Annotated in this window: 20 protein-coding genes; 12 read left to right on the top strand and 8 right to left on the bottom strand. The window is 70.7% G+C overall.

What is annotated here, in order from left to right; all coding sequences use genetic code 11:
* Positions 1–58: 58 nt before the first annotated feature.
* Positions 59–3,682, bottom strand: coding sequence for a choice-of-anchor D domain-containing protein (locus ACFZB9_RS07650; RefSeq protein WP_391444599.1), 3,624 nt, complete (start codon positions 3,680–3,682; stop codon positions 59–61).
* Positions 3,683–4,097: 415 nt separating this feature from the next.
* Between ACFZB9_RS07650 and ACFZB9_RS07645 the strand changes: the two genes are divergently transcribed.
* From ACFZB9_RS07645 to ACFZB9_RS07625, 5 genes are all read left to right on the top strand, one after another.
* Complete coding sequence (locus tag ACFZB9_RS07645) at positions 4,098–5,108, top strand: LacI family DNA-binding transcriptional regulator (protein ID WP_391444597.1); 1,011 nt, start codon at positions 4,098–4,100, stop codon at positions 5,106–5,108.
* Positions 5,109–5,315: 207 nt separating this feature from the next.
* On the top strand, positions 5,316–6,674 hold the full coding sequence (locus ACFZB9_RS07640; RefSeq protein WP_391444595.1) for an extracellular solute-binding protein: 1,359 nt from the start codon (positions 5,316–5,318) through the stop codon (positions 6,672–6,674).
* A 28-nt stretch (positions 6,675–6,702) separates the two neighbouring features.
* Positions 6,703–7,644, top strand: a complete 942-nt coding sequence (locus tag ACFZB9_RS07635) for a carbohydrate ABC transporter permease (protein WP_391444594.1) — start codon at positions 6,703–6,705, stop codon at positions 7,642–7,644.
* A complete protein-coding gene (locus ACFZB9_RS07630) occupies positions 7,641–8,507 on the top strand; it encodes a carbohydrate ABC transporter permease (protein ID WP_391444592.1) in 867 nt (288 codons plus the stop codon). Before ACFZB9_RS07635 ends, ACFZB9_RS07630 begins: the two co-directional genes overlap by 4 nt.
* Before the next feature lie 97 nt (positions 8,508–8,604).
* On the top strand, positions 8,605–10,242 hold the full coding sequence (locus ACFZB9_RS07625; protein ID WP_391444590.1) for a glycoside hydrolase family 13 protein: 1,638 nt from the start codon (positions 8,605–8,607) through the stop codon (positions 10,240–10,242).
* 103 nt (positions 10,243–10,345) lie between these two features.
* Here ACFZB9_RS07625 and ACFZB9_RS07620 read toward each other — a convergent pair whose 3' ends face one another.
* From ACFZB9_RS07620 to ACFZB9_RS07605, 4 genes are all read right to left on the bottom strand, one after another.
* Positions 10,346–11,080, bottom strand: coding sequence for an alpha/beta hydrolase (locus tag ACFZB9_RS07620; protein WP_391444588.1), 735 nt, complete (start codon positions 11,078–11,080; stop codon positions 10,346–10,348).
* Positions 11,081–11,227: 147 nt separating this feature from the next.
* A complete protein-coding gene (locus tag ACFZB9_RS07615) occupies positions 11,228–12,457 on the bottom strand; it encodes an MAB_1171c family putative transporter (protein ID WP_391444586.1) in 1,230 nt (409 codons plus the stop codon).
* 11 nt (positions 12,458–12,468) lie between these two features.
* On the bottom strand, positions 12,469–12,969 hold the full coding sequence (locus tag ACFZB9_RS07610) for a hypothetical protein (protein ID WP_391444584.1): 501 nt from the start codon (positions 12,967–12,969) through the stop codon (positions 12,469–12,471).
* Positions 12,966–13,400 carry a helix-turn-helix domain-containing protein gene (locus ACFZB9_RS07605; protein WP_391444582.1) on the bottom strand — a complete coding sequence of 145 codons (435 nt, stop codon included), beginning with the start codon at positions 13,398–13,400 and terminating at the stop codon, positions 12,966–12,968. Before ACFZB9_RS07605 ends, ACFZB9_RS07610 begins: the two co-directional genes overlap by 4 nt.
* 431 nt (positions 13,401–13,831) lie before the next feature.
* On the opposite strand from ACFZB9_RS07605, the gene ACFZB9_RS07600 reads away from it, so the two are divergent.
* From ACFZB9_RS07600 to ACFZB9_RS07585, 4 genes are all read left to right on the top strand, one after another.
* A complete protein-coding gene (locus ACFZB9_RS07600; protein ID WP_391444580.1) occupies positions 13,832–15,010 on the top strand; it encodes a serine hydrolase domain-containing protein in 1,179 nt (392 codons plus the stop codon).
* Between the two features lie 251 nt (positions 15,011–15,261).
* On the top strand, positions 15,262–15,471 hold the full coding sequence (locus tag ACFZB9_RS07595) for a hypothetical protein (protein WP_391445175.1): 210 nt from the start codon (positions 15,262–15,264) through the stop codon (positions 15,469–15,471).
* Positions 15,458–16,849 (top strand): amidase, encoded by a 1,392-nt coding sequence (locus tag ACFZB9_RS07590; protein WP_391444579.1) that lies wholly within the window; start codon positions 15,458–15,460, stop codon positions 16,847–16,849. The genes ACFZB9_RS07595 and ACFZB9_RS07590 overlap by 14 nt, the downstream gene beginning before the upstream one ends.
* A gap of 128 nt (positions 16,850–16,977) precedes the next feature.
* Positions 16,978–17,586: a TetR/AcrR family transcriptional regulator gene (locus tag ACFZB9_RS07585; RefSeq protein ID WP_391444577.1), complete on the top strand. Its 609-nt coding sequence runs from the start codon at positions 16,978–16,980 to the stop codon at positions 17,584–17,586.
* A gap of 52 nt (positions 17,587–17,638) precedes the next feature.
* Here ACFZB9_RS07585 and ACFZB9_RS07580 read toward each other — a convergent pair whose 3' ends face one another.
* Positions 17,639–19,207: an MFS transporter gene (locus ACFZB9_RS07580; protein WP_391444576.1), complete on the bottom strand. Its 1,569-nt coding sequence runs from the start codon at positions 19,205–19,207 to the stop codon at positions 17,639–17,641.
* A 114-nt stretch (positions 19,208–19,321) separates the two neighbouring features.
* Here ACFZB9_RS07580 and ACFZB9_RS07575 point away from each other — a divergent pair, with 114 nt between their 5' ends.
* From ACFZB9_RS07575 to ACFZB9_RS07565, 3 genes are all read left to right on the top strand, one after another.
* Entirely contained in the window at positions 19,322–20,323 is a 1,002-nt protein-coding gene (locus ACFZB9_RS07575) for an Lrp/AsnC family transcriptional regulator (protein WP_391445174.1), read from the top strand.
* Between the two features lie 394 nt (positions 20,324–20,717).
* Positions 20,718–21,215 (top strand): hypothetical protein, encoded by a 498-nt coding sequence (locus tag ACFZB9_RS07570; protein WP_391444574.1) that lies wholly within the window; start codon positions 20,718–20,720, stop codon positions 21,213–21,215.
* A gap of 118 nt (positions 21,216–21,333) precedes the next feature.
* Complete coding sequence (locus ACFZB9_RS07565) at positions 21,334–21,726, top strand: hypothetical protein (RefSeq protein ID WP_391444572.1); 393 nt, start codon at positions 21,334–21,336, stop codon at positions 21,724–21,726.
* 69 nt (positions 21,727–21,795) lie between these two features.
* On the opposite strand, the gene ACFZB9_RS07560 is transcribed toward ACFZB9_RS07565, so the two are convergent.
* On the bottom strand, positions 21,796–22,341 hold the full coding sequence (locus tag ACFZB9_RS07560) for a DUF1992 domain-containing protein (RefSeq protein ID WP_391444570.1): 546 nt from the start codon (positions 22,339–22,341) through the stop codon (positions 21,796–21,798).
* A 137-nt stretch (positions 22,342–22,478) separates the two neighbouring features.
* Complete coding sequence (locus ACFZB9_RS07555) at positions 22,479–23,228, bottom strand: G1 family glutamic endopeptidase (RefSeq protein WP_391444568.1); 750 nt, start codon at positions 23,226–23,228, stop codon at positions 22,479–22,481.
* Positions 23,229–23,620 lie beyond the last annotated feature (392 nt).

Below are 23,620 nucleotides of genomic sequence, written 5' to 3'. Positions count from 1 at the left end.
GTCAGCCGTCCGGGCCCCGCCGCCCGTCAGCTGTGCGGCGTCCGGGTGGCGCAGGCTCTCAGTCGAAGATCTGGAACTCGGAGACCTGCCCGGCCGGCCAGCCGGTGTTCGCGGTGAAGTTCAGCCGCAGGTAGCGGTCGTTGGTTCCGGAGGGGAGGGGGATGCTGACGGTGTTTCCGGTGGCCGGGTCGAAGGTGTGGTCCGCGGAGCCGACCAGGGTGGTCCAGGTGCTGCCGTCCGTGGAGCCCTGCACGCTCAGGGTCTGGGTGCGGGTGGCCCAGGCGGTGGACGGCGGGAGTTGCAGGGTGATCGAGCCGAGGGGCTGGGCGGTGCCCAGGTCGGCCTGCAGCCACTGCGGGAAGGCGTTGTCGGTGCTCTCCCAGTAGCTGTTGCTGTTCCCGTCGTTGGCGTTGGACGGTACGTAGGTCTGGGTGTATCCGCTGGCGGTCATGGTGGCACCCAGCGCCAGGTTGGTGGTCGAGGACGGGTTCCCGGTGCCGGTGAGGGCAACGGTGAGCGGGCTGTTCCCGGCGCTGCCACTGACCGTCAGGCTGCCCGTGCGGGTGCCGGTGGCGGTCGGGGCGAAGGTCACGCCGACCGTGCAGGAGGCGCCCGGCGCGATCGAGGTCCCGCAGGTGTCGGTCTGCGTGAAGTCGCCCGTGGTGGCGACGCCGGAGACGGCCGCGGTCGCGCCACCGGTGTTGGTGACGGTGACGGTCTGGGCGCCGCTGGTGGTGCCGAGCGTCTGGCCGCCGAAGGTCAGCGTGCTCGGGTTGGCCGTCAGGGTCGCCGAGCCGGACCCACCGCCACCGCTGGGGAAGACCTCGAAGTCCGACAGCTGGCCGGCGGCCCAACCGGTGTTCGCGGTGATGTTCACCCGCACGTACCGGGCGGTGGTGGCGTTGAAGGTGAGGGTCACCGTGTTGTTGTTCGCGTTCGGGTCGAAGGTGTACCCGGCCGGGCCCACGATGGTCGAGAAGGTCGAGCCGTCCGTCGAGCCCAGCAGCGACAGGCTCTGGGTGCGCGCCCCCCAGGCCGTGGACGGCGGCAGCTTCAGGACGACCTTGCCGATGCCGTAGTTCTGGCCGAGGTCGACCTGGGCCCACTGCGGGAACGATCCGTTCTGGCTCTCCCAGTAGGTCGACGGGTCCGGGTCGGTGAGGTTCGCGGCGACGTAGGGGCTGTTGGCCGAGCTGGCGGAGGCCGGCCGACCGGCCGCGATGTCGGTGGTGCTGTCGATGCCGGTGCCGCTCAGCGCGACGGTGGTCGGGCTGTTGTTGGCGTTGCCGGCGATGGTCAGGCTACCGGTGCGGGAGCCGCCCGCGGTGGGCGCGAAGGTGACGCTCACCGTGCAGGAGGCGCCGACCGCGAGGGTTGCGCAGGTGTTGGTCTGGCTGAAGTCGCCGGCCACCGAGATGTTGGAGACGGTCGCCGTGGCGGTGCCCGAGTTGGTCACCGTCACCGTCTGTGCGGCGGCCGCGGAGCCGACCACCGTGCCGGCGAAGGACAGGCTCGCCGGAGCCGCGTTCAGTACCGGACCGGGAGCGGTGCCGGTGCCGGAGAGGCTGACCGTGTTGGTGACGCCGCCCGCGTCAACGGTCAGGCTGCCGCTGCGGGTTCCCGTTGCGGTCGGTGTGAAGCTCACGCTCACCGTGCAGGAGCCGTTGGCCGCGATGCTGGAGCCGCAGGTGTTGCTCTGGGCGAAGTCGCCACTGGTGGAGACCGAGGAGACGGAGGCGGCTGAGCCGGTCGGGTTGCTGACCGTCACGGTTTGCGCGGCACTGGTCGAACCGGTCACCGCCGAGCCGAAGTTGAGCGCGCTCGGGGTGGCCGTCACACCGGTGGGCGGGTAGGGCGGGTAGACCGGGGCAGGCCACGGCCCGCAGAGCGGGGTGCCGCTGATCCCGGAGTTGCCGCCGCCGTCGGTGACCGTGAAGTTGCCGCCCTCGCAGTTGTACACGGGGGTGGGCGCCCCGACACCGGTCGCGGTGACATTGCTGAAGCTCGCCGTGCCGCCGGTCTGCTCCTGCAGTGCGAAGGTGCCGGTGCCGGCGATGGTCACGTTGTTGAGCGAGACGCCGCTGACGGTGCCCTCGACCCACTGCACCGCCTCGTAGGGGCTCTGCTCGATCAGCGTGTTGCTCACGTTGATCGGGCCGGTGATCGCGCCTTGGCTGCCGTCGAACCAGAGTGCGCCGACGCCGAACTGCCAGTTCGGGTCGAGGCTGCCGTCCCGGATCAGGGTGTTGCCGGAGATGGTGGTGGTGCCGACCGGGGTGGAGGTGAAGCGCTGCCCGACCTGGATCCCGCCGCCCTGGGTGATGCCCGTGTCCTGGACCAGGTTGCCGGTGACGGTGTTGTCGTGGCCGCCGTAGATCGCGATGCCGTTGGCGAGCATCTGCAACTGCACCGTGTTGTCGGAGATCGTGTCGTTGGCGTCGGCACCGAGGCTGGAGTCCGCCCAGGTGGCGATGCCGTCGTCACCGGTGTTGCGGATGTCGCTGTTGGTGACGGTCGAGTTGGTGACGCCGCCGTGGAAGTTGATGCCGTCCGCGGTGGTGTCGCGGATGCGCATGCCGCTGAAGGTCAGCTTGTCCATCGGGCCGTCCATCCAGGCGCCGACCTTCTCGTGCTCGATCCAGATGTCCGACACGGTCGAGTTGCTCAGCGCGCCGCCGATGCCGTTGACCTGGGCGCTGTCGTCGCGCTCCTGGACGTTGCCGACGATGGCGAAGTTCTGCAGGTGCACGTTGCTGCTCGGCGAGGGCGCGGAGTTGCCGTAGAAGCCGGGGGCCGCGCCGGTGACGGTCGAGTACCACATGCCGGCGCCGGCGATGGTCACGTTGTTGACGCCGATGTGGCCGGGGACGTTGAAGGTGCCCGGCGGGATCCACACCGTGCCGCCGGGGCCGGCCGCGCTGATCGCGGCGTTGAACGCGCCGGTCGCGTCGTTGACGCCGGTCGCGTCCGCGCCCTCGCTGGTCACCGAGACCGAGCCGGCCGGCTGCGACGCGGCCGGGCCGACCTGCTCGAAGTCGGCGAAGTCGACCGTGTACGAGGAGGAGGTGTCCTCGGAGTCGACCTGGAGCGTGAAGGTGGTGCCGGCCGGATAGCTGGTCGGCAGCAGGCGGTGCGCCTCGTCGAAGAAGTGGTGCGGGTTGCTGCCGGGGGTGTTGGTGAACGGGTAGCTGCCGTAGTACCAGCTGTACGCGTTGGTCAGGGTGAAGTCGCTCTGCTTGGTGCCGTTGACGTAGAGCGAGAGCGGCGCGGTGTAGACCGACCCGTTCGCGGTGTCCGGGATGCTGTACCGGAAGTCGATCGAGTTGGTTGCCACCGGCGTGGTGAACGTGACGTACTGTCCGGTGCCTTGCAGTGTCACGGCTTTGCGCCCCGACGCCTCGTCGGCCAGCTGTCCTTGGGTGTAACTCGGGCCGATGACCGTCCCGTTGGTGGCGGAGTTCTCCGCCTGCACCTCGACGTACGGCAGACCGGCGCCGGTGCCGCCGGTGGCGGTCGCAGCGGCGGTGGCAGTGGCGGCACCGGCGGTGGCGGTAGCGGCGGTGGCGGTAGCACTGGCGGCGGTGGCCGGCTGGTTCGCCAGCGTGAGGATGCCGGCGGCCAGCAGCGTGGTGACGACCGGCAGGGCGAGCGCTCGTCTGAGGGCTCGGACAGGTTGGTACACCTCTTGCTCCCTTCAACATGGGCATGCCAGTTCATACGGTCGGCGCCGCCGTCGGGGCGGAGTGCGGGGATGGCGGGTGCGGGATGGCGGGGTGGTGGAGAGCCGACGGGCGAGCCGGGGGAGTGCCTCGCAGGATCCGTGCGCGGCGGAGCGGCGGGGTGGTCCGCGGGCTCGGTCGGGCGGGGCGGACGGGGTGCCGACGCGAGGGGAACCGTAACGGCTCCGATACGGTGATGCAATATCTAAATGCATCTCTGTTTGATTCTTACGTAATCATGCAAGATCTGAAGCGTGACCCGCCGTCGCCGCACGCGGGGGCTGTGGCTCGGCGGCCGTTCCGCAGTTGCGGCAAGCGCTGCCGGATTTTTGCAAATCCAAGCAAGCCAGTTGCAGTGGATGCTCTACCCTGTTGGCCATGACACGACGACTTGCCGAGGTGGCCAAGAAGGTGGGGGTGAGCGAGGCGACGGTCAGCCGGGTGCTCAACGGGAAACCCGGAGTCTCCGAGCAGACCCGTGGCGCGGTGCTCACCGCCCTGGACGTGCTCGGCTACGAGCGCCCGACCCAACTGCGCGGTGAGCGTTCACGGTTGGTCGGGCTGGTGCTGCCGGAGCTGCAGAACCCGATCTTCCCCGCCTTCGCCGAGGTGGTCAGCGGCGCACTGGCGCAGCGAGGCTTCACCCCGGTGCTCTGCACACAGACCGCGGGCGGTGTCTCCGAGGCGGACTACGTCGAGCTGCTGCTCCAGCAGCAGGTCTCGGGCGTGGTCTTCTTCGGCGGGCTCTATGCGCAGGCCGAGTCGCCGCACGAGCACTACGAACTGCTCTTCCAGCGCGGTGTGCCGACCGTGCTGATGAACGCCGCGATCCCGGAGCTCGGCTTCCCGCAGGTCAGTTGCGACGACGCGGTGGCGGTCGAGCAGGCGGTGGGCCACCTGGTCTCGCTGGGCCACCGGCGGATCGGGCTGGTGCTCGGACCGCCCGACCACATGCCCTCCCGGCGCAAGCTGGCGGCGGCCGAGCAGGTGCTCGCCCGCGCCGGCCTGGAGCTGGGGGAGGAGCACGTCGAGCACGCTCTCTTCTCGCTGGAGGGCGGCCAGGCGGCTGCGGCACGGTTGCTGGGGCGCGGCGTCACCGGCATCGTCTGCGCCTCCGACCCGCTGGCCCTCGGTGCGGTGCGGGCCGCCCGCCGCCGCGGTATGGCAGTGCCGCAGGACGTGTCGATCGTCGGCTACGACGACTCCTCCTTCATGACCTGCACCGATCCGCCGCTGACCACGATCCGTCAGCCCATCGAGGCGATGGGGCGCGCGGCGGTGGGGCTGCTGGTCGGCGAGCTGGCCGGGGCCGGGGTCACGCACGACGAACTGCTCTTCGAGCCCGAGCTGGTGGTGCGCGGCTCGACCGGGTCGGCGCCCAGGGCGTAGCCGCACCGCGGGGCGCGCGGGCGCCTGACACGAGGGTCGGACCCAGGACGGGTCCGGCCCTCGTGTCATGTCGCAGTCGCGGTGGGGCGATGCACAGTTGAGTTCTTGCGGATTCCTATCGATATCTTGTGCAGCCCTGTCGGCCGGTGCTTAAGTGTGGGTCCGCCACCGCCCACCCGACTCCGCCTCGAAGGGGGCCTGCTGCCCATGCGTAGATCCGCAGTGCTGCTGATCGCCACCGCGCTCTCACTGACCGCGGCCGCGTGCTCCAGCTCCTCGTCCTCGAACCCTGCCGCGGTCGGTGGGAAGGTCACCGTCTCCATCGACTGCGCGCCGCCGACCAGCCGCCCGACGCAACGTCAGCAGTGGGCGGACGACATCGCCGCCTTCGAGAAGCTCCACCCGAACATCACGGTGAAGAGCATCGACACCTTCCCCTGCGAGACGCCCGAGCTGTTCACCGCCGCGCTCAAGGGAGGCACCGAACCCAACGTCTTCTACACGTACTTCACCGACAAGCAGCAGGTGTTGGACGCAGGCCGGGCAGCCGACATCACCTCCTACGTCACCGCGGCGAACCTGCCGGTCAAGGACGACATCCTGCCCTCGGTGTGGGACTCGCTGAAGAGCGACGGGAAGACGTACGCCCTGCCACGCACCAACTACACCATGGGCATGATCATCAACCGGAAGCTGTTCCAGCAGGCCGGCCTCGACCCCGACCAGCCGCCGCAGAGCTGGGCCGACGTCGAGGCGGACGCGAAGCGGATCGCCGCCCTGGGCAACGGCATCGCCGGCTACGGCGACTACAGCGCGGGCAACAACGGCGGCTGGCACTTCACCGCCGAGATGGACGCACAGGGCGGCACGATGCTGAGCGCCGACGGCACGAAGGCGGCCTTCGCCGACGCCCAGGGCCTCGCGGTGCTGCAGAACCTGCACAAACTGCGGTTCGACGACAACGTCATGGGGACCACCCAGCTCTACAAGTGGGGGGACCTGCAGAAGCAGATGGCGGCGGGCAAGCTGGGGATGTACATCGCCGCCCCCGACGACATCACCTACATGGTGCAGAGTCTGGGCGCGCACTACGAGGACTTCGGGATGGGCCCGATCCCCGGCCGGAACGGCCCCGGCGCGGGCAGCCTGGCAGGCGGCGACGACTACATGTTCAACAGTAAGGACACCCCCGCGCAGATCACCGCCGGCATCCAACTGCTCAGCTACCTCTGGCTGACCGAGGGCCAGGGCCAGCAGTACGACTACGCCCGCGCCAAGGCATCGGGTCAGGCGGTCGGCCTGCCGGAGCCGCAGCTCTTCCAGGGGGCGACGGCAGCCAAGGACGCCCAACTCAAGGCGGCCGACGCCACCATGCCGGTGCAGGCCTTCGCGCGCTTCGTCGATGCCGACGTCCCCGGTGTCACCGAGCCGGCCAACGCCCAGGCCATCTACAAGATCCTCGACACGGCCATGGCCTCCGTGCTGACCGATCCGAAGGCCGACCCGCGCAAGCTGCTCGACACGGCCGCCGCCCAGGTCGACGAGGTCCTCGCGAACGCCCAGTGAGCCGAGACGCAACCCTAGGAGTTCCCAGATGGCGGCCCTGAGCGCGTCCTCCGGCACCGACACGCCGCCCATCCGGGCGGCGCGGGGAGCCGGTGCCTTCGCCAGATCGGTGCGGCGCAATCTGACCGCGCACGGCTTCCTGATCCCAGCGGCGCTCTGCTTCGCCTGCTTCTCCTGGTACCCCATGGTCCGGGAAGTGATCATGAGCTTCCAGAAGGCGAAGGCGGGCAGGACCAGTTGGGTCGGCCTGCACAACCTGAAGCAGGTGATGAATGACCCCAGCTTCTGGCCGGCCTGGCGCAACACCGCCGAGTTCACCGGGCTGGCCCTGCTGCTCGGCTTCGCGCTGCCGTTCGTCGTCGCCGTGGTGATGAACGAACTACGGCATGCCCGCGGCTACTTGAGGGTTCTGGTGTACCTGCCGGTGATGCTGCCACCGGTCTCCGCGCTGCTGCTCTTCAAGTACCTGTACAACCCCGAGTACGGGCTCTTCAACCGGGTGCTGGAACTGCTGCAACTGCCCACCTCCGGCTGGCTGCAGTCCCCGGACGTGGCGATGCTCGCGGTGGTCCTCGCCTCCACCTGGATGAACATGGGCAGCGCCACGCTGATCTACCTGGCCGCCCTGCAGAGCATCCCGGGCGAGCTGTACGAGGCGGCCGAGCTGGACGGAGCCGGACTGCTGCGCCGGGTGTGGCACGTGACGGTCCCGCAGACCAGGTCGATCCTCTCGCTGATGCTGATGCTGCAGATCGTCGCCACCATGCAGGTCTTCGTCGAGCCGTTCGTGCTCACCAACGGCGGCCAGGGCGTGGACGGTTCGACCACCACCGTGGTCTACCTCATCTACCAGTACGCCTTCAACTTCTCCAACTACGGCGCCGCGTGCGCCCTCGGACTGCTCCTGCTGCTGGTGCTGGCCGGCTTCTCGGCGGTGTACGTGCGACTCAACCGGAGGCTGGAGCCATGAGCGAGGCCCGCACGCTCGTCAACACCGCCCAGCTGAACCGCACCCGCTACCGGGTGGTGCTCCTGCTGGTGGTGCTGCTCTTCACCGTGGTCTTCATCGGGCCGATCTACCTGCTGGTGACCGATGGACTGAAGGGCACCACCGAGGCGATCCGGACGCCGCCCACCTTCTACCCGCACCAGGTGGTGGCCGGCAACTACCGCGACGCCTGGGACCGGCTCAACATCGCCCAACTGCTGCTCAACACAGTCTGGTACGCCTTCGGGGCGCTCGCCTTCCAGATCGTGCTGGACGTCGCGGCCGCCTACTCGCTCTCCAAACTGCGACCGGTGCTGGGCAACGCGATCCTCGGCCTGATGCTGGCCACCCTGATGATCCCGGCCATGGTGCTGGTCGTCCCGCAGTACCTCACCGTGCTGGACCTCCCGCTGCTGCACCAGAACCTGCTGAACTCGCCCTGGGCGATCTGGCTCCCCTCAGTGGCCAATGCCTTCAACATCTACCTGCTCAAGCGCTTCTTCGACTCGGTCCCGAAGGAGCTGCTCGACTCGGCTGCCATCGACGGCGCCGGACCGCTGCGCACGCTGATCGCCATCGTGCTGCCGATGTCGCGGCCGATCATCGGCGTGGTGTCCATCTTCGCGCTCGTCAACGTGTGGAAGGACTTCCTCTGGCCGCTGCTGGTCGAGCCCGACCCCACGAAGCAGACGCTCAACGCCGGGATCTACTCGCTCTCGTTGGGCGTTCCGGAGAACGTGCTGATCGCGGCCGCGGCCATCTCGGCGGTCCCCACCGTGCTGTTCTTCCTGGTCTTCCAGCGCTCCGTCATGTCCGGCCTGACCGCGGGCAGCCTCAAGGGCTAGGGGCGCTCGGCCCTAGGGGCGCCCGGCCCGAACTCGTGAACCGAACTCGTGAACCGGACCCGTGAATTGAACTCGTGACCCGAAGGAGACTCCTACCGTGCACCGACCCGACGAGTGGTGGCGAGGCGCCGCGATCTACCAGGTCTACGTGCGCAGCTTCGCCGACGCGAACGGCGACGGCGTGGGCGATCTGGCGGGGGTCCGCTCCCGGCTGCCGTACCTGGTCGAACTCGGAATCGACGCCATCTGGTTCAGCCCCTGGTATGCCTCCCCGATGGCTGACGGCGGCTACGACGTGGCCGACTACCGCGCGATCCACCCGGCCTTCGGCCGGCTCCAGGAGGCCGAACAGCTGATCGCGGAGGCCCTGGCCCACGGCATCCGCACCATCGTCGACATCGTTCCCAACCACGTCTCCGACCAGCACCCGTGGTTTCGCCAGGCGCTCGACGCCGGCCCCGGCTCGCCGGAGCGGGAGCGCTTCTGGTTCCGCCCGGGGCGGGGCCCGGCCGGCGAACTGCCGCCCAACAACTGGAAGTCCCAGTTCGGCGGCGCGGCCTGGACCAGGATCCCCGACGGCCAGTGGTACCTGCACCGCTTCGCGGCGGGACAGCCCGACCTCAACTGGCAGCACCCCGAGGTGCGTCGGGAGCACGAGGACGTCCTGCGCTTCTGGTTCGACCGCGGCGCGGCCGGGGTGCGGGTCGACTCCGCCGCCGAGGTGATGAAGGATCCCGCGTTGCCCGACCTGATGGAGGGCCGGCAGCCGCACCCCTACTTCGATCGGGACGAGATCCACGACGTCTACCGGGACTGGCGCAAGGTCGCCGAGTCGTACGCCCGGCCGCGCGCGCTGATCGGCGAGGTCTGGCTGCCCGACCCCGCGCGGTTCGCCCGCTACCTGCGCCCGGACGAGCTGCACACCGCCTTCAACTTCGGCTTCCTGACCTGCCCCTGGGACGCAGGGCGGCTGCGCGAGGCGATCGCCACGACGCTGGCCGCACACGCCCCCGTCGGCGCGCCCGCCACCTGGGTCCTGGCCAACCACGACGTCACCCGGACCGTGACCCGCTACGGACGGGCGGAGACCGGCTTCGACTTCGCCGCCAAGGCGCGCGGCATTCCCACCGACCTGGAGCTGGGACGACGCCGCGCGCGGGCGGCGGCGCTGCTCAGCCTGGCGCTGCCCGGATCCGTCTACCTCTACCAGGGCGAGGAGTTGGGCCTGCCGGAGGTCGAGGACCTGCCCGCCGCCGTGATCGAGGACCCGATGTTCCACCGCACCGGCGGCGCCGATCCGGGCCGCGACGGATGCCGGGTGCCACTGCCCTGGACGGGCGCGGCGCCGCCGTTCGGCTTCAGCGCGAACAGCCAGGGCGCGGTGGGCGGTACGGCTGGTACCGTCGTCGCCGAGCCGTGGCTGCCGCAGCCCAACTCGTGGTCGGAGCTGACCGTCGAGCAGCAGGCCGCCGACCCGTCCTCGATGCTGACCCTCTACCGCAGAGCCCTGCGGCTGCGGCACAGCGAACCCGGCCTCGGCGACGGCACGATGGCCTGGCTGCCGAGCGGACCCGAGGTCCTCGCCTTCACCCGGGCACCCGGGTTCGCCTGCGTCGCGAACCTGGGCAAGGAGCCCGTGGCACTGCCCGCGCATCGCCAAGTACTGCTCAGCAGCGTCGAATTGACGGATCACCTCCTGCCCCCGGACGCGGCCGTCTGGCTGCGGTCGGCCTGATGCCCGGGTCAGGTAACTCCTGACCCGGGCATCAGGCCACCGGCACGCCGGTGGGCAGCGCCTCGGGAGGTAGCGGCAGCGGTGCCTCAATGCCTGTCGGTGGTCACTGGCGGATCGCGATCGACGCGGCTGTGGCGAGGATGTCGGCGGTGGTCAGCCCCGCGCGGCGGGCGTGTTCTGCCTGGGCCGGGCGGCAGCGGTTGTGCTGCGGGTCGTACTCGGTCATGATCACGCCCGCGTGGTCGGAGGCGGGTGTTTCGAGGTGCGCCGTCCACCCGTGCTCCCGCAGGGCGTCGTGGAATTCCACTGAGTAGCTGCTGCTCACGATCGCGTCCGAGATGCCGTGCACGAGCCAGACGGGACGGGGCGGGAGAGCGGGGCCGGACAGTGCGGACGTCGCGATGGTGCCGGTGATCCGGGACGGCCGGTCATAGCGGCCCGCGATGCCGACAGCGGCGCTCGGGCGCCAACCGTCCACGGCTTCGGAGGCCAGGGCGAGGCTGATCGCCGCCGAGGCCCCGGCCGACCAGCCGGCCAGCACCGTCCGGTCGGTGTCCCCGCCGTGCGAAGCGGCGTGCTCGCGGACGAACCGGAGGGATTCGAGGAGCTGGCCCCGGCCGCCGTCCTCGGCGTCGGGGCGCCAGTCGGGAACGTAGACGAGCAGACCCCGCTGGGCCGCTGCCTCGGCCAGGGGGGCCAGCACGTCCCTCTCATCGGGACCGACGCCGTGCCAGAGCAGCACGACGGGTGCCGGGGCTGCCTGCGTGGGGCGATAGATGTCGATCGCCTTGGCGTCGGGCCCGTAGGTCGCGGTGGTGACGTCGAGTTCTGCGGTCATGGTGCGTCAGTGCTCTTTTCGCTGGTGTTCTTCTGGTGGTTCGCCCAGGCCGCCGCCTCGACCGTCCAGGTGCGTGGTCGCCGGTTCGCGGCTGGATACCCCTCCTGCTCCAGGGTGCCGGGCTTGTCGGCAGGTGGAGCGGCGGGATCAAGTCCGTGAAGCGGCATCCTCGTGTGCGGCATCCTCGTGCGGAGAGACGGTCGTGAAGTGGGCGGCGATGCGCAGCAGCGCGCGGACGTCGTCGTCCGGCGTGCGGACATCGTCGCGGGTGCCCGCGTCGGCGTAGGCGGTCGGGGCGTGTGGTGATTCGTCGCGGTGGTAGGCGCTCAGCGCCTCGCGGAGCTGGTCGGCGGTCACCGCGGCGGCCAACTCGGCGCCCTGGAGCCCGGCGGTCGTGTACCGCGTCTCGGCCGTGCTGCGCACGGATTGGTCCAGGTGGTGGCGCAGGGCCCACTGGCCGTCCCGGATCTCCACGGTGCGTCGGTACAGGTGCCAGCTGGTACCCCAGAGGGGTGGGCGGCCCGCAGCGGCGTTCCGGTTGGTCTGGAGCGCGATGGTGGGCAGGGCCTCGTGCACTCCGTGCCACAACGGCCCGAGGCGCTGGTAGTTGCGATAGGCGCTCACCCAGGCTCGGGCCCTTGGGACGGCATGCACGGCCAGCGTGGGAATGAAGAATCCCGTGAGTTGGAGCGTGGTGCCGCCGTCGGCGCAGAGCCATGCGAGGTTCTCCGCCTGTGCCGACGCGTGGGTGAGGCCGAAGACCGCGGCCGAGACGTCCACGAGCCGGACCGCGCTGTAGCCGAAGGTCAGCAGTGCCCCCGCTCCCACGACGCGCAGACCACGCGCGATCCATGGCTCGCCCGTGCCGCCGGCTCTCCGCCGGCAGACGACCGCGACGACGCCCTCCGCGATGGCGTAGGCACCGATGTAGAGGGTCAGGAACGCCTGGTAGATGCCGCTGTGGATGTACTTGGCCGTGAAAGCCTGAGGGGCGACCGTGCCGGTGACGGGCAGCAGGAAGAACAGCGTCACCAGCGCGGCGATGACCGCTGCCCCGGCCGTGAGGCAGAGCCGGACCGTCCTGCGGGCCCTTTCCTGTGGCAGGACCCAGTTGGCCAGGACGACAAGCTGCAAGGTCATCAGAGCCGTGACAATGCCGAAGGAGGCCAGGATTCCGACGGCCGGGTTGCCGGTCGCCTCGCCCAGAAGTCTCCAGACCGGATCGAGGGAGACGAGAAAGGAGAGGGCGGAGAGGCCGTACACGCCGGCAAGGGCGGCCAGAGCCCTGTCCTGGCCCAGCTGTCGCGGTGGCGAGACCAGGATGAGGAAGCCGACGACGGCCAGGGTCAGACAGATCGGGTGCAGGAGCTGCTGCATGGGGATCCGTGTCACCGCCTTCCGCGCAGCAGCGTTTCCGCCACGGGGTCGTCGCCCTGAAGGCGCGGGCCCGGGCGGTGTGCGTGGCGCTGCAGGTAGGTGCCGATCAACTCCGCCTCCTCCTCGTCGTCGTGTTCGTAACTCGTGCGGCCCAGCATCATCTTGACCACCCTCGGGTCGAGGTCGGGGACCAGCCGGTCGGCGACCGGCTGGGCCGCGGGGAGGATGGGCAGGCCCTGGTGATTGCGGAGAATATGCCCGAGCTCGTGCGCGATGATGTGGTCCTGGTGGGCGCGGCTGGTGTCCGGGTGGACGAAGATGTAGTCGTTGCTCTTCGACCGGATCCAGAGGCCGCACAAGCCCTGTGCGATGTCCTCGGCAATGGGGAGGACCTGGATCGGGTACCCGGACAGGGTTTCGACGACCGGGAAGAGCTCTCTCACGCTGCTGACCGGCGGCAGGTCCAGGCCTCGCACGAAGCGTCGGCAGTTGCTCTGGAGGCTGCCCCTCACGGGTTCCGGTCCGTTCCTTCGTCGGCTGAGCCGACCGGGAGCCCTTCCTGTACCCGCAGTTGCTCGACCGTGGCGAGTACCTGCTCCATGCTCTGCGGCGACAGCCCCGCCACCCGCATGGCGACACGCTGCACTCCGCTGGTGCGCAACTCGCTGACGAAAGCCAGCTCGGCCGTGACCCTGTCGGCCGTGCTGTCGTCGAAGAAGTAGGCCACCGGGACGCCGAAGAACCCCGCGAGCGCTTCGAGGTGCCGCCTGGTGGGGTTGTCCCGCCGCCCGGTGCGCAGCTGCCACAGATAGACGTGGGAGGGGGAGACGCCCCCGCGTTCGCGCAGCATGTCGGCCACTTCGTGGTTGCTGTACGGGCCGCGGCCGGGCGGGTGGACTGTTTCGAACAGCGCGTTCAGCCGCTCCTGGAGTGTCCTGACCATGAAGAACCCCTCCCCAGCCCTCGGGATGAACGTTGACCGACACAGCGTGCCGACCGGGCGACAGCCAGCATATTAGCTGAACTTAATCGAGCTGTTGGGCCAAGGAGCCGCCCTGTCGTGCCCCGGTGGAACGCAGCCGACGCGCCCGGTGATCACTTGCCACGCAAGGCAGTTGGGAAGGAGACAGCGACCGGCCCGCCGCGAGGGCGCGAAGGTCCACGTGGCACGGCCGGCGCACCTCGCCCCAGCTGATGCCAGTGGTGGTCCGAGGCGAGTCGGCCCCGGGCAGGGAAGGTGAAACGAGGGCACCGTGCTGCGCTAGCCGGGTCACGGTGGGTGTCCGGATGTTTCCCAGGGGCGCCGACGGGTGATTCCTTGCGGCCAGAGCGGCGGCCGTCCCCGTCGCCGAGTCGCGCCTCGGAGGCCCCGCCGTGTCCGTTCGCTCCCGTCGTTCCCCGCTGCCCCGCCGCCACGGGCGGGCGGTCACCGCCCTGCTCACCGCCTCGCTGGTGCTGGTGGCCGCGGCCCCCGCTGCGGCGGGGCACGGTGAGGACGGCGACGCGGCGCTGCGGGCGCGGCTGCAGGAGCTGGTCGACCGACCGGACGGCCCGCCCGGAGCCATCGCGGTGCTCCGTGACGGCGACCGTGTACGGGTGTACCGGGCCGGGGTGGCCGAGGTCGGCACCGATGATCCGCCCCGGCCCACCGACCACATGCGCCTCGCCAGCGCCGCCAAGGCGTTCAGCGGTGCGGTTGCGCTCCGGCTGGTCGACTGCGGGCTGCTCGGGCTGGACGACACCATCGCCGGCCGCCTGCCCTCGCTGCCGGCCGCTTGGGGCGCGGTGACGCTGCGCCAGCTGCTCAACCACACCAGTGGGCTGCCGGACTACAGCGCGTCACCCGAGTTCGTCGAGGAGATCCTCGCCGACCCGCACCGGTTGTTCGACTCCCGGCACCTGCTCGACTACGTCGCCGACGAGGGCCTGGAGTTCACCCCCGGCTCCCGGTACCACTACTCCAACTCCGACAACATCGCCGTCGCCCTGATGGCCGAGGCCGCGACCGGTCAGCGCTACGAGGACCTGCTGGCCACTCAGGTCTACCAGCCGCTGGGGCTCACCGGGACCAGCCTCCCCTCCGGCTACCAGCTGCCCGACCCCTACCTGCACGGCTACGCCGTCCGAGCGAACGAACCGCCGCAGGACGTCAGCACGCTGTTCGGCGCGTCGGGCGCCTGGGCATCGGGCGGGCTGGTGTCCACGCCCAAGGACTTCAGCACGTTCGCGGCCGGGTACGCGGGCGGCCCGCTGATCAGCGAGGCGACCCGGCAGCAGCAGCGGGCCTTCGTCGCGGGCGCCTCCGAGCCGGCCGGCCCGGGAGCCAACCGCGCCGGGCTGGCGATCTTCGAGTACACCACCCGGTGCGGCGTGGTCTACGGGCACACGGGCAACACCGCGGGCTACACCCAGCTCGGCGCCGGCACCCCGGACGGCCGCCGCAGCCTCACCCTCTCCGTCACCTCACAGGTGAACCAGAAGGTCAACCCGAACCTGCTGGAGCACCTGCGCGCCGTCGAGGAGGACTTCGTCTGCGCCCTGCTGGACGGCTGAGACCTGTCTCTGCGGTCATTCGCGGGCCCGGCTGAGGAGGGCGGCGAGGTCGTTCCTTCGCGGTAAACGCAATGTGTTTGCTTTAAAAGTGCCGCAGGGCCTACTGTCGGCTAAAGCAAACCGTTAGCTTTTGGTGTGGGAGTGCTCCGCTGCTCCCACCGCGATCGGGAAGGGCGTCCATGTCAACGTCCCCGTCAACAGCCGTGTCAACGTCCGTGTCAACAGCCGTGTCAACCTCCGTGTCGGCGCCCATCTCCGACGCCGAACTCACGCCACCGGAGGCCGCCCGCTGGGCCGCCCGCGCCGGGCTGCCGCTGCCCGCCGACCGGCATGCCGCGGTCGCGGCCACCGCCAACCACATCCACGCGATCGTCACGATCCTGCGGGAGCTGGACTTCGGCGAAACCCCGCCTGCCAGCGCCTACCGCGCCGGAGGGGAGACGCGCGATGCAGCCGTATGAGCTCTCCCTCGCCGCCGCCGCGGACGCGATCCGGAGCCGGCAACTGTCGCCCGTCGAGCTGGTGGACTCGGTCCTCGCGCGCATCGAGCAGGTGGAGCCGCGCCTCGATGCCTACGTCGCCATCGACGCGGAGCAGGCACGCCGGGCGGCGCTCGCAGCCGAGCACGACGTGGCACACGGTCGTTACCAGGGGCCCCTGCACGGCATCCCGATGGGACTCAAGGACCTGATCGACGTCGCCGGCTGGGCCACCACGGCCAGCTCCCGCGTGCGTACCGACCACCGCGCGCAGGAGGACAGCACGGTCGCCGCGCGCCTGACGGCCGCCGGCGCGATCCTGCTCGGCAAGACCCACACCCACGAGTTCGCCTACGGCCTGACGACCCCGCAGACCAGGAACGCCTGGGACCGCGGCCGGGTCGCCGGCGGTTCGAGCGGCGGATCCGCCGTCGCCGTCGCCTCGGGCACGGCGACCTTCTCCCTGGGCACCGACACCGGCGGATCGATCCGCGTGCCCGCCGCGCTCAACGGGGTCGTCGGCCTCAAGCCGACCTACGGTCTCGTCCCACGCCACGGCGTCACATCGCTGTCCTGGGCGCTGGACCATGTCGGCCCGATCACCCGGACCGTCGAGGACGCGGCGCTGGTGCTCACCGCCCTCGCCGGACACGACCCGCGCGACCCCGCCTCGCTGACGACTCCCGCCGTGGACTACCGGCCGGGCCCGGGCACGGACCTGACGGGACTGCGGATCGGCGTGCCGCGGAACTACTACGTCGACCACCTCGACGCGGAAGTCGAGGCCGCCGTCCGGCACGCCATCGGGCAGCTGGAGGCCCTCGGCGCACGGCTCGTCGAGGTCGACATCCCGATGGCCCGCTACGTCCTGCCCACCCTGTGGGGACTGCTGGTCCCGGAGGCCACCGCCTACCACGAGCGCACCCTGCGCACGGTGCCCGAGCTGTACCAGGCGGACGTCCGCGTCCTGCTGGAGGCCGGCGAGCTGATGAGTGCCGTGGACCACGTGCGCGCCCAGCGCGCACGGACCCTGATGCGGGAGCAGTGGGCGCGCGTCCTGGACACGGTCGACGTGATCGCCGCCCCGACCGTCCCGATGACGGCGGCAGCGGCCGACCAGGAGACGGTCACCTGGTCCGACGGCACGGTCGAAACCGTCTCCGACGCTCTCGTGCGCCTCTGCGCCCCCGCCAACATCGTCGGGGTGCCCGCCCTGTCCGTCCCGGTCGGCCACGACACGGCGGGCATGCCGATCGGCCTGCAGCTGCTCGGCCGACCGCTCGGCGAGCGCGCGCTCCTGCGGGTCGGTCACGCCTACGAACAGACGCAGCCCGCCCGAGTGCTCGCGCCGGTGGTGTGAGCGTGGTGCGTGGGCCGGGGTGGTCAGCCCGCCGGTCCGGCCCACGCGCTGTTCGGCTCGTGTCCGACTCCTGGACGAACGCTCCGGACACTCCTTAAACGCAAGGATTGTGCTTTAAGGTGGTTGGTATGAGTCGCAAGCAGATGGTGCGCCCCGGCGGGCGCAGCGCCCGGGTCCAGACATCGGTGCAGGCGGCTGTCCGTGAACTCCTGGCCGAGGTGGGACGCGACACGCTGACGGTGCCGTTGGTCGCCCAGCGCGCCGGAGTCACCCCCTCGACGATCTACCGCCGTTGGGGCGACCTGCAGGAACTGCTGTCCGACGTCGCGGTGGAGCGTCTGCGGCCCGATACGGAGCCGGAGGACCACGGCGATCTGCGGTCCGACCTGACCGCCTGGGCCGAACAGTTCCTCGACGAGATGGCCTCTCCCTCCGGCCGCGCCTACATCCGCGACGCCCTGCTCGGCGACCCGGACGGCGGCAACGCCGGCCAGTGCTCGGCCTACGCGGCCGGACAGATCGACCTTGTCCTCGCCCGAGCCCGAGCCCGAGCCCGAGCCCGCGACCGCGAGGAGTACATCCCCGACGTCGAGACGACCATGGACCGCGTCGTCGCCCCCCTGATGTACCGCATCCTCTTCCGCCCGACCGGCCTCGACGCGGCCTACGCGCGCCGGCTCGTCACCGACCTCCTCGACACCGGCGATGACGCGGTCGAGCACCGGGTGCCCCGGTGAGGTGGAGTGTGGCCGCCCTGCAGGGCAACCCCGACTTCCGCCACGAGGTGCACTATCCGCTCGTGGCCTCCTGAGTCACCGGCTCGACCGAAGGGCGGGCCTCCTGGGGTGCACCCTTCCCCGCGCCGCCGGCCCGAGCCGGGGCCGGCGGCCGGCGGACCAGCAGCAGCACGATCGCGCCGCCCACCAGACCCATCGCCCCGGCCACCAGGAAGGTCTGCCGCAGCCCGGCGGCGAACACCTCGTGCACCAGCTGCGACACCGCCACCCGGTGCTCGGGAGCCGTCCGGGCGATCACCGTGGCCGCCCGGCCGCCGATGAGCGCGTCCGCGGTGGCCCTGGGGTCGCTCACCGCGCCGGCCGAGGCCCGCAGCGCCGACAGCACCTTGTCCTGGAAGACGGCGCCCAGCACCGCGATCCCCAGCGCGTTGCCCAACTGGCGCGAGGTGTTGGCGGCGCCGGCCGCCATCCCGCTGCGCTCCGCCGGCACCGAGGCCATCGCGGTGGTCGCCAGCAACGGCCCCGCCAGGCCCGCCCCGACGCCGGTCAGCGCCAGGCCGGGCAGCAGGGCCGTCCAGGTCGAGCCCGCGCCGACCATGGCCTGCAGCATGGCACCCGCACTGGTCACCAGCATGCCGATCCCGATGGCCCACCGGGGCGAGGCCCCGAAGAGCCATCGGCCGGCCGCGGCGGAGACCAGGAACGCCGCGATGCTCATCGGCAGGAAGGCGAGACCGGCCGCCACCGGGCCCATGCCGCGCACCGACTGCAGCCAGAGCGAGGCGTAGACCACGTAGGAGAAGGCCGCCCCGGAGAGCAGCAGGCCGCCGAGCATGATCCCGACGAAGGACGCGCGCCCAAAGAGCGCCAGGTCCAGCATCGGACGGCTGCTGCGCCGCTCGACCGCCACGAACGCCGCCAGCGCGAGCGCGCCGAGCGCGAAGAGCCCCAGTGTGGTGGTGGAGGTCCAGCCGTTGTCGCCCACCCGGATCAGCGCGTAGGTGACGGCGCCGGCCGCCAGCGTGAAGGTGGCCATGCCCGGCAGGTCGACGCCCTTGGCGTGCGGGTTGCGGGACTCGCTGACGAAGCGCCGGGTCATCAGCACCGCCAGCGCGCTGACCGGCAGGTTGACGTAGAAGATCCAGTGCCAGTCCAGGTGCTGGGTGAGCAGCCCGCCCAGCACCGGGCCGGCCGCGGCCGCGGCGCCGCTCACCGCGCCCCAGACGCCGAACGCGATGCCTCGGTCCTTGCCCTGGTACGAGCTGCTCAGCAGCGCCATCGTGGTGGCGGACATCGCGGCGCCGCCGACGCCCTGCAGACCGCGGAAGGCGATCAGCACGGCCGGACCGGTCGCCAGGCCGCAGGCCAGCGAGGCCGCGGCGAAGAGCATCAGGCCCGCCAGGTAGATCCTGCGCCGCCCGGCCAGGTCGGCCAGTGAACCGGCGCTCAGCAGCAGGGCCGCCAGGGCCAGGGCGTAGATGTCCATCACCCACTGCAGGTCGGCGAAGGAGGTGTGCAGGCTCCTGGCCATGTCCGGCAGGGCGACGGTCACGATGGTGACGTCCACCAGCAGCATGAACGTGCCCAGGCACACCGCGGTCAGCGGCAGCCATTTGCGCATCGGAGTTCTCCGTTCGGTTTCGCATTCGTGTCGCTCTGACGGTCGCACCACAGCGGGCGATACTTCCAACCACGCCTACCTTCGTGCCGGATTCCAACATAGACTGACAGGGTGATGATGGAAACCACCCAGAGCCTGATGCTCGACGACCTCGACCACCAGGTGATCCAGGCCCTGCTGCTCGACGGGCGGGCCGCCTTCAGCAAGATCGCGGCCGTCCTGGGCGTCTCGGACCAGACGGCGATCCGCCGCTACCGCAGGCTGCGTACCGCCGGGCTGCTGCGGGTGGTCGGGCTGCTGGACGGCCGCCGGCTCGGGCTGCTGGAGTCCTGGCTGCGGGTGCAGTGCACACCGGACGCCGCCGTGGCGGTCGCCGACGCGCTGGCCCGCTGTCCCGACATCTCCCGGGTCACCGTCAACTCCGATGGCACCGAGGTCAACTGCGTGACCCGGGCGCGCAGCCGGGAGGACCGCGACTCGCTGCTGCTGCACAAGCTGCCGGGCACCCAGCGGGTCACCGGGGTGACCGCGCACACCGTGCTGAAGGTCTTCGGCGGCCCGTCACGCCGGCTGGGGGTGAACCGGCTGACCGCCGAGCAGGTGGCCGCGCTGGAACGCCCGGTGCACCCGGGCACCGAACCGGTCCAGCTGGACGAGGCGGACCTCGTGCTCCTCGCCGAGCTGGCCCGCGACGGCCGGACGGGCTGCCCCGAGCTGGCCCGCGCCACCGGCCTGTCCGAGTCCACCGCCCGTCGCCGCACGGAGCACCTGCAGGACGTCGGCGCGCTCTTCTTCGACATCGAGATCGACCCGGCGCTGCTCGGCTACCCCACCCAGGCCACCCTGTGGGCCACCGTGGCCCCCGCCGACCTGGCCGCCGCAGGCGCCGCGCTCGCCGCCCATCCGGGAGTCCCGTTCGCCGCCGCGGTGACCGGTTCGGCGAACCTGGTGGCCGTGGTGCTCTGCCGCGACACCGAGGAGCTCTACGAGTTCCTCACCGGCCGGCTCGGTTCGCTGCCCGCCATCCAGCAGGCCGAGCTCGCCCCGGTCATCCGCACCGTCAAACGGGCCGGTCTGCTGACGGACGGGTACCGACTGGTGGATCCGGCGGACTGATCCCGCGGGCCAGGCCGTGTCTGACAGTTCGCGCGTGGGGGCGTAGGGGCGCAATGCGGGTTGTGAGGCTGCTGCCTGGCTTCTCTCCGGTGGCGGGTCGCCGGGCGGCGGCTCGCGTTTCTGGACGGTGCGCTGCCGTGCGGAGCCGTGGTCGGCGTTCTCAGGAGCAGGGCCTCCTGCCTGTCGCTTCGCCCGTGCGGGCCGATTCGGCGGCGTGGGGGAGGGCTTGACGGGTGTGCTCGGTGCACAGGGGTGCTTCTTCATGATTCGCCGGATCTCGCCCGATTGGCGGTCTACGCTACGAACAGGTCGCGCTACCCGCTGTGGCCGTGTGAGGAGGAGCCCTGTGTCATCGCCATCGCCTTGTGACCCCGAATTCGCTCCCGTCGGTGACGTGGACGCGGCGCTCCTGGTGATCGACTCCCGCCTCAAGGCCCTCTACAACGGCAAGGCCGAGACGGACCCGGAACACCGGCGGATGATCGATCAGTTCGCCGCGTCCATGGGCCCTGCGGGGTTCGATGATCTGCTGGACGGTGCGTGCACGCTCATCTTCATGTTCATGAGCTGGCTGCGCAGGGCCTGCGAGGACCATGAAGAGGACGTCATCGACCACGTGGTGCCCACCCTGGTGGCCACGATGCGCATGATGCCCAAAACCTTCCGTCCCGAGGTCATCCCCACCATGGTCGGCCTGCTCGTCGCCGCCGGTACCGGCCTGAGCCCCAATCTGTGGCGCGCGCAGTACGGACGCTGGACCGAGGCCGAGATGAATCCGCTGGAGGCCACGACCGTCCTGCTCGCGGAGCACATCAACCGGATCACCGGCGGCGACCACGACTTCGCCACCCGTTTGATCACCGAGGCGCTGTCCGGGGTGGACGAGGCCTGACGCACGGCGTGAAGCGGCGTAGCGCGTCACCAGGCGAGCTGATCGCTGTCCGGCGACGGGCCCTGCGGATTCCGTGGCCGGTTGGTCGTCACGCGGCCGGTTGCGAAAGACTGGTGGGATGCTGCTTCCCACCACCGCCGACCTGGTCGAGCTCGTCGAAGCCGTCCGCATCACCGATCCACACGGCTGGTACCAGTGGACGGACACCGTCCCCGGCGAGACGGTCGGGCTCTGGGATGATGCGCAGGAGGTTCTCGCGCTCGTCACGGGCCTTCCCGTGAGCAGCAAGATGCGGTGCTTCTCGCCGGGCTTCGCGATCCGCGCCCACACCGGGCCGGGCCAGGTCTTCTCCGGGCAGATACTGTTCGAGATCGCTTTCTGCTTCCAGTGCCACGCGGCGTGGTTCTACGGCCAGGCCGTCACTGCGAACCTGGCCCGCCAGACGTTCGATCCCGCGAGTGCTCCGGCGCGCGAGCTCCTCCACCGGTTCCGGGAGAGCGCCGCGTCCTGAGGCCCGCACCCACCAGCGCTGCCGTGGGCGGGGGAGGGTCGCGGGGAGCCGATCCCGGTCCTTGGCGCGTCAGTCGTGGCGCCGCAGACGGGGGATCCGCAGGCGCCACCGGCTGCCACCCGACGGGGGCGCGGTGGTACGGGGCGTGGCAGCGTCCTCACCGTCTCCGGTCCGGGAGCCCGCCCCTGCGGTGCCCGGCGACCGGTTGCCGTCCCTGCCGTGGGCCTGCCGCCACTGGGACACGACCTCGTCGATGTCGATCAGCGAGCGACCGAGCGGCGGGCCCGGTGGTGGCATGCGCAGATTGGCGGCGATCCTCTCGTTCAGCGGCTCCAGGAGTTCGCGCACGCGCCACTCATCCGGGGCGTTGGCCGCCTCGGCCAGGGTGTCCTCGATCTCCTTGCGAAGTGCGAGCGTTGGATCGAGGATCGCCCCGTGGCCCTCGTGGACCACCTTCTGCTTGATCCACCACGCCTCGTCGTAGGGCACGTTCAGGCCGGCCAGCGGCCTGCCCAGGCCGGGCAGCTCGGCGAACTCGCCGCGCGTCTCCGCCTCGCGGATCTGCCGGTCGATCCAAGACTCGAAATCAAGCCCTGTGGGCTTTCGCTCAGTCATGGGGAGATTCTCCCACTCCTGGAGTCCGCTGGACCAGTCTGATTCCCGTGGTGTGGCAGGTGGGTGGCTCGACTCGGATCAGTCGGCAGACGGTCCGCCCGCGGCTTCGGCACGCGCTCGGCCGGGGCGGCCCGCGGTCAGGACTGCAGCCAGTTGATGGTGTAACCACCGCCACTGGGCCGGGAGTTGTCGGTCAACTGGGTGTTTCCCCGGGACAGGTCGGTGGAGTTGAGGGTACCGGCGCTCTCCAGCGGGGAGCCGTTGAAGGCCACGTCGGTGAACGAGATGGATCCGAAGTCGGCGACGGGGCCGATGCCGTCGCCGAGGTCCTCGACTATCGCCTCGGCGGAGGAGAGCTGGTACGAGCCGGACTCGTGGTAGGTCTTGGTCCAGTGCTGCGTCGCGTCGGACTCGGTGAGTGTGAACGAGGTGCCGCTCACCGAGACGGCGGCGGTGATCTGGTCCCCGGCCTTGACGGTCTTGGTGAAGTAGATCGAGTCCGCCGGGTACATCTCGACCCACGGGTAGTAGCCGGCGACGCCATTGGTGCAGTCCTGGTCGAAGCCGATCTGCTCGACGGTCTGGGAGTTGAAGCCGTCGATCCCGATCCATGGTGATACCGAGCTGTCCGGGGTGGCCGCGCAGTCGAGTGCCGGGACGGTCCAACTGCTGCTGGCCGAGGTGTAGGTGCCGCCCGTGACGGCGTAACCGCCCCATGTCTGGTCGTCGTGCAGGTAGTGGCTGTGGTGCGGGAAGGCTCTTGTGGCGCCCGCGCCCGCGCCCGCTGCTGCGGCTGCGGCCGGGGTGCCGGTGGATGCTGCGGCCGTGAGCAGTGCGGGGGTGAGCGCGGCCACAGCGGCGAGCGCGCGGAGTCGGTGGATCGTCACGCGGGTACCTCCGACGGATGTGGGTTCGCGTTGCCATCCGGGCGTGGCGAAGTCGCCACAGGGAACACCACAGGGGACATCACAGGGGCAGTGGTGCGACTGGCGGCACGGGTGGCACGGCGAGGGCGGGTTGCACCTGAACTGGCGGCCGCTGGCCGCTTCTTGCGGTGATGACGGGACCGGTGGCGCTGATCAGCGACGGTTCGTGTTCCTCGGTGCGCTTCGAAAGGGTAAGGACTGGACCACCGCCGCACAAGGGTGGCAACCGGATGTCTTTGACCGTGTCCCGTAAGCGAGTTGCTCCCTGGCGCAGATGAGCAGCGGGGGGGGGGGGGGGGGGGGGGCGGGGCCGGGAGGCGCGCGGCGCGCCGACCGGGGTAGGCCGGGGGCCG

It is taken from the genome of Kitasatospora sp. NPDC008050, from assembly GCF_042957465.1.
Taxonomy (GTDB): domain Bacteria; phylum Actinomycetota; class Actinomycetes; order Streptomycetales; family Streptomycetaceae; genus Kitasatospora.
The sequence above is the reverse complement of the archived record's forward strand: the minus strand, read 5'-3'. Positions and strand labels throughout refer to the sequence as shown.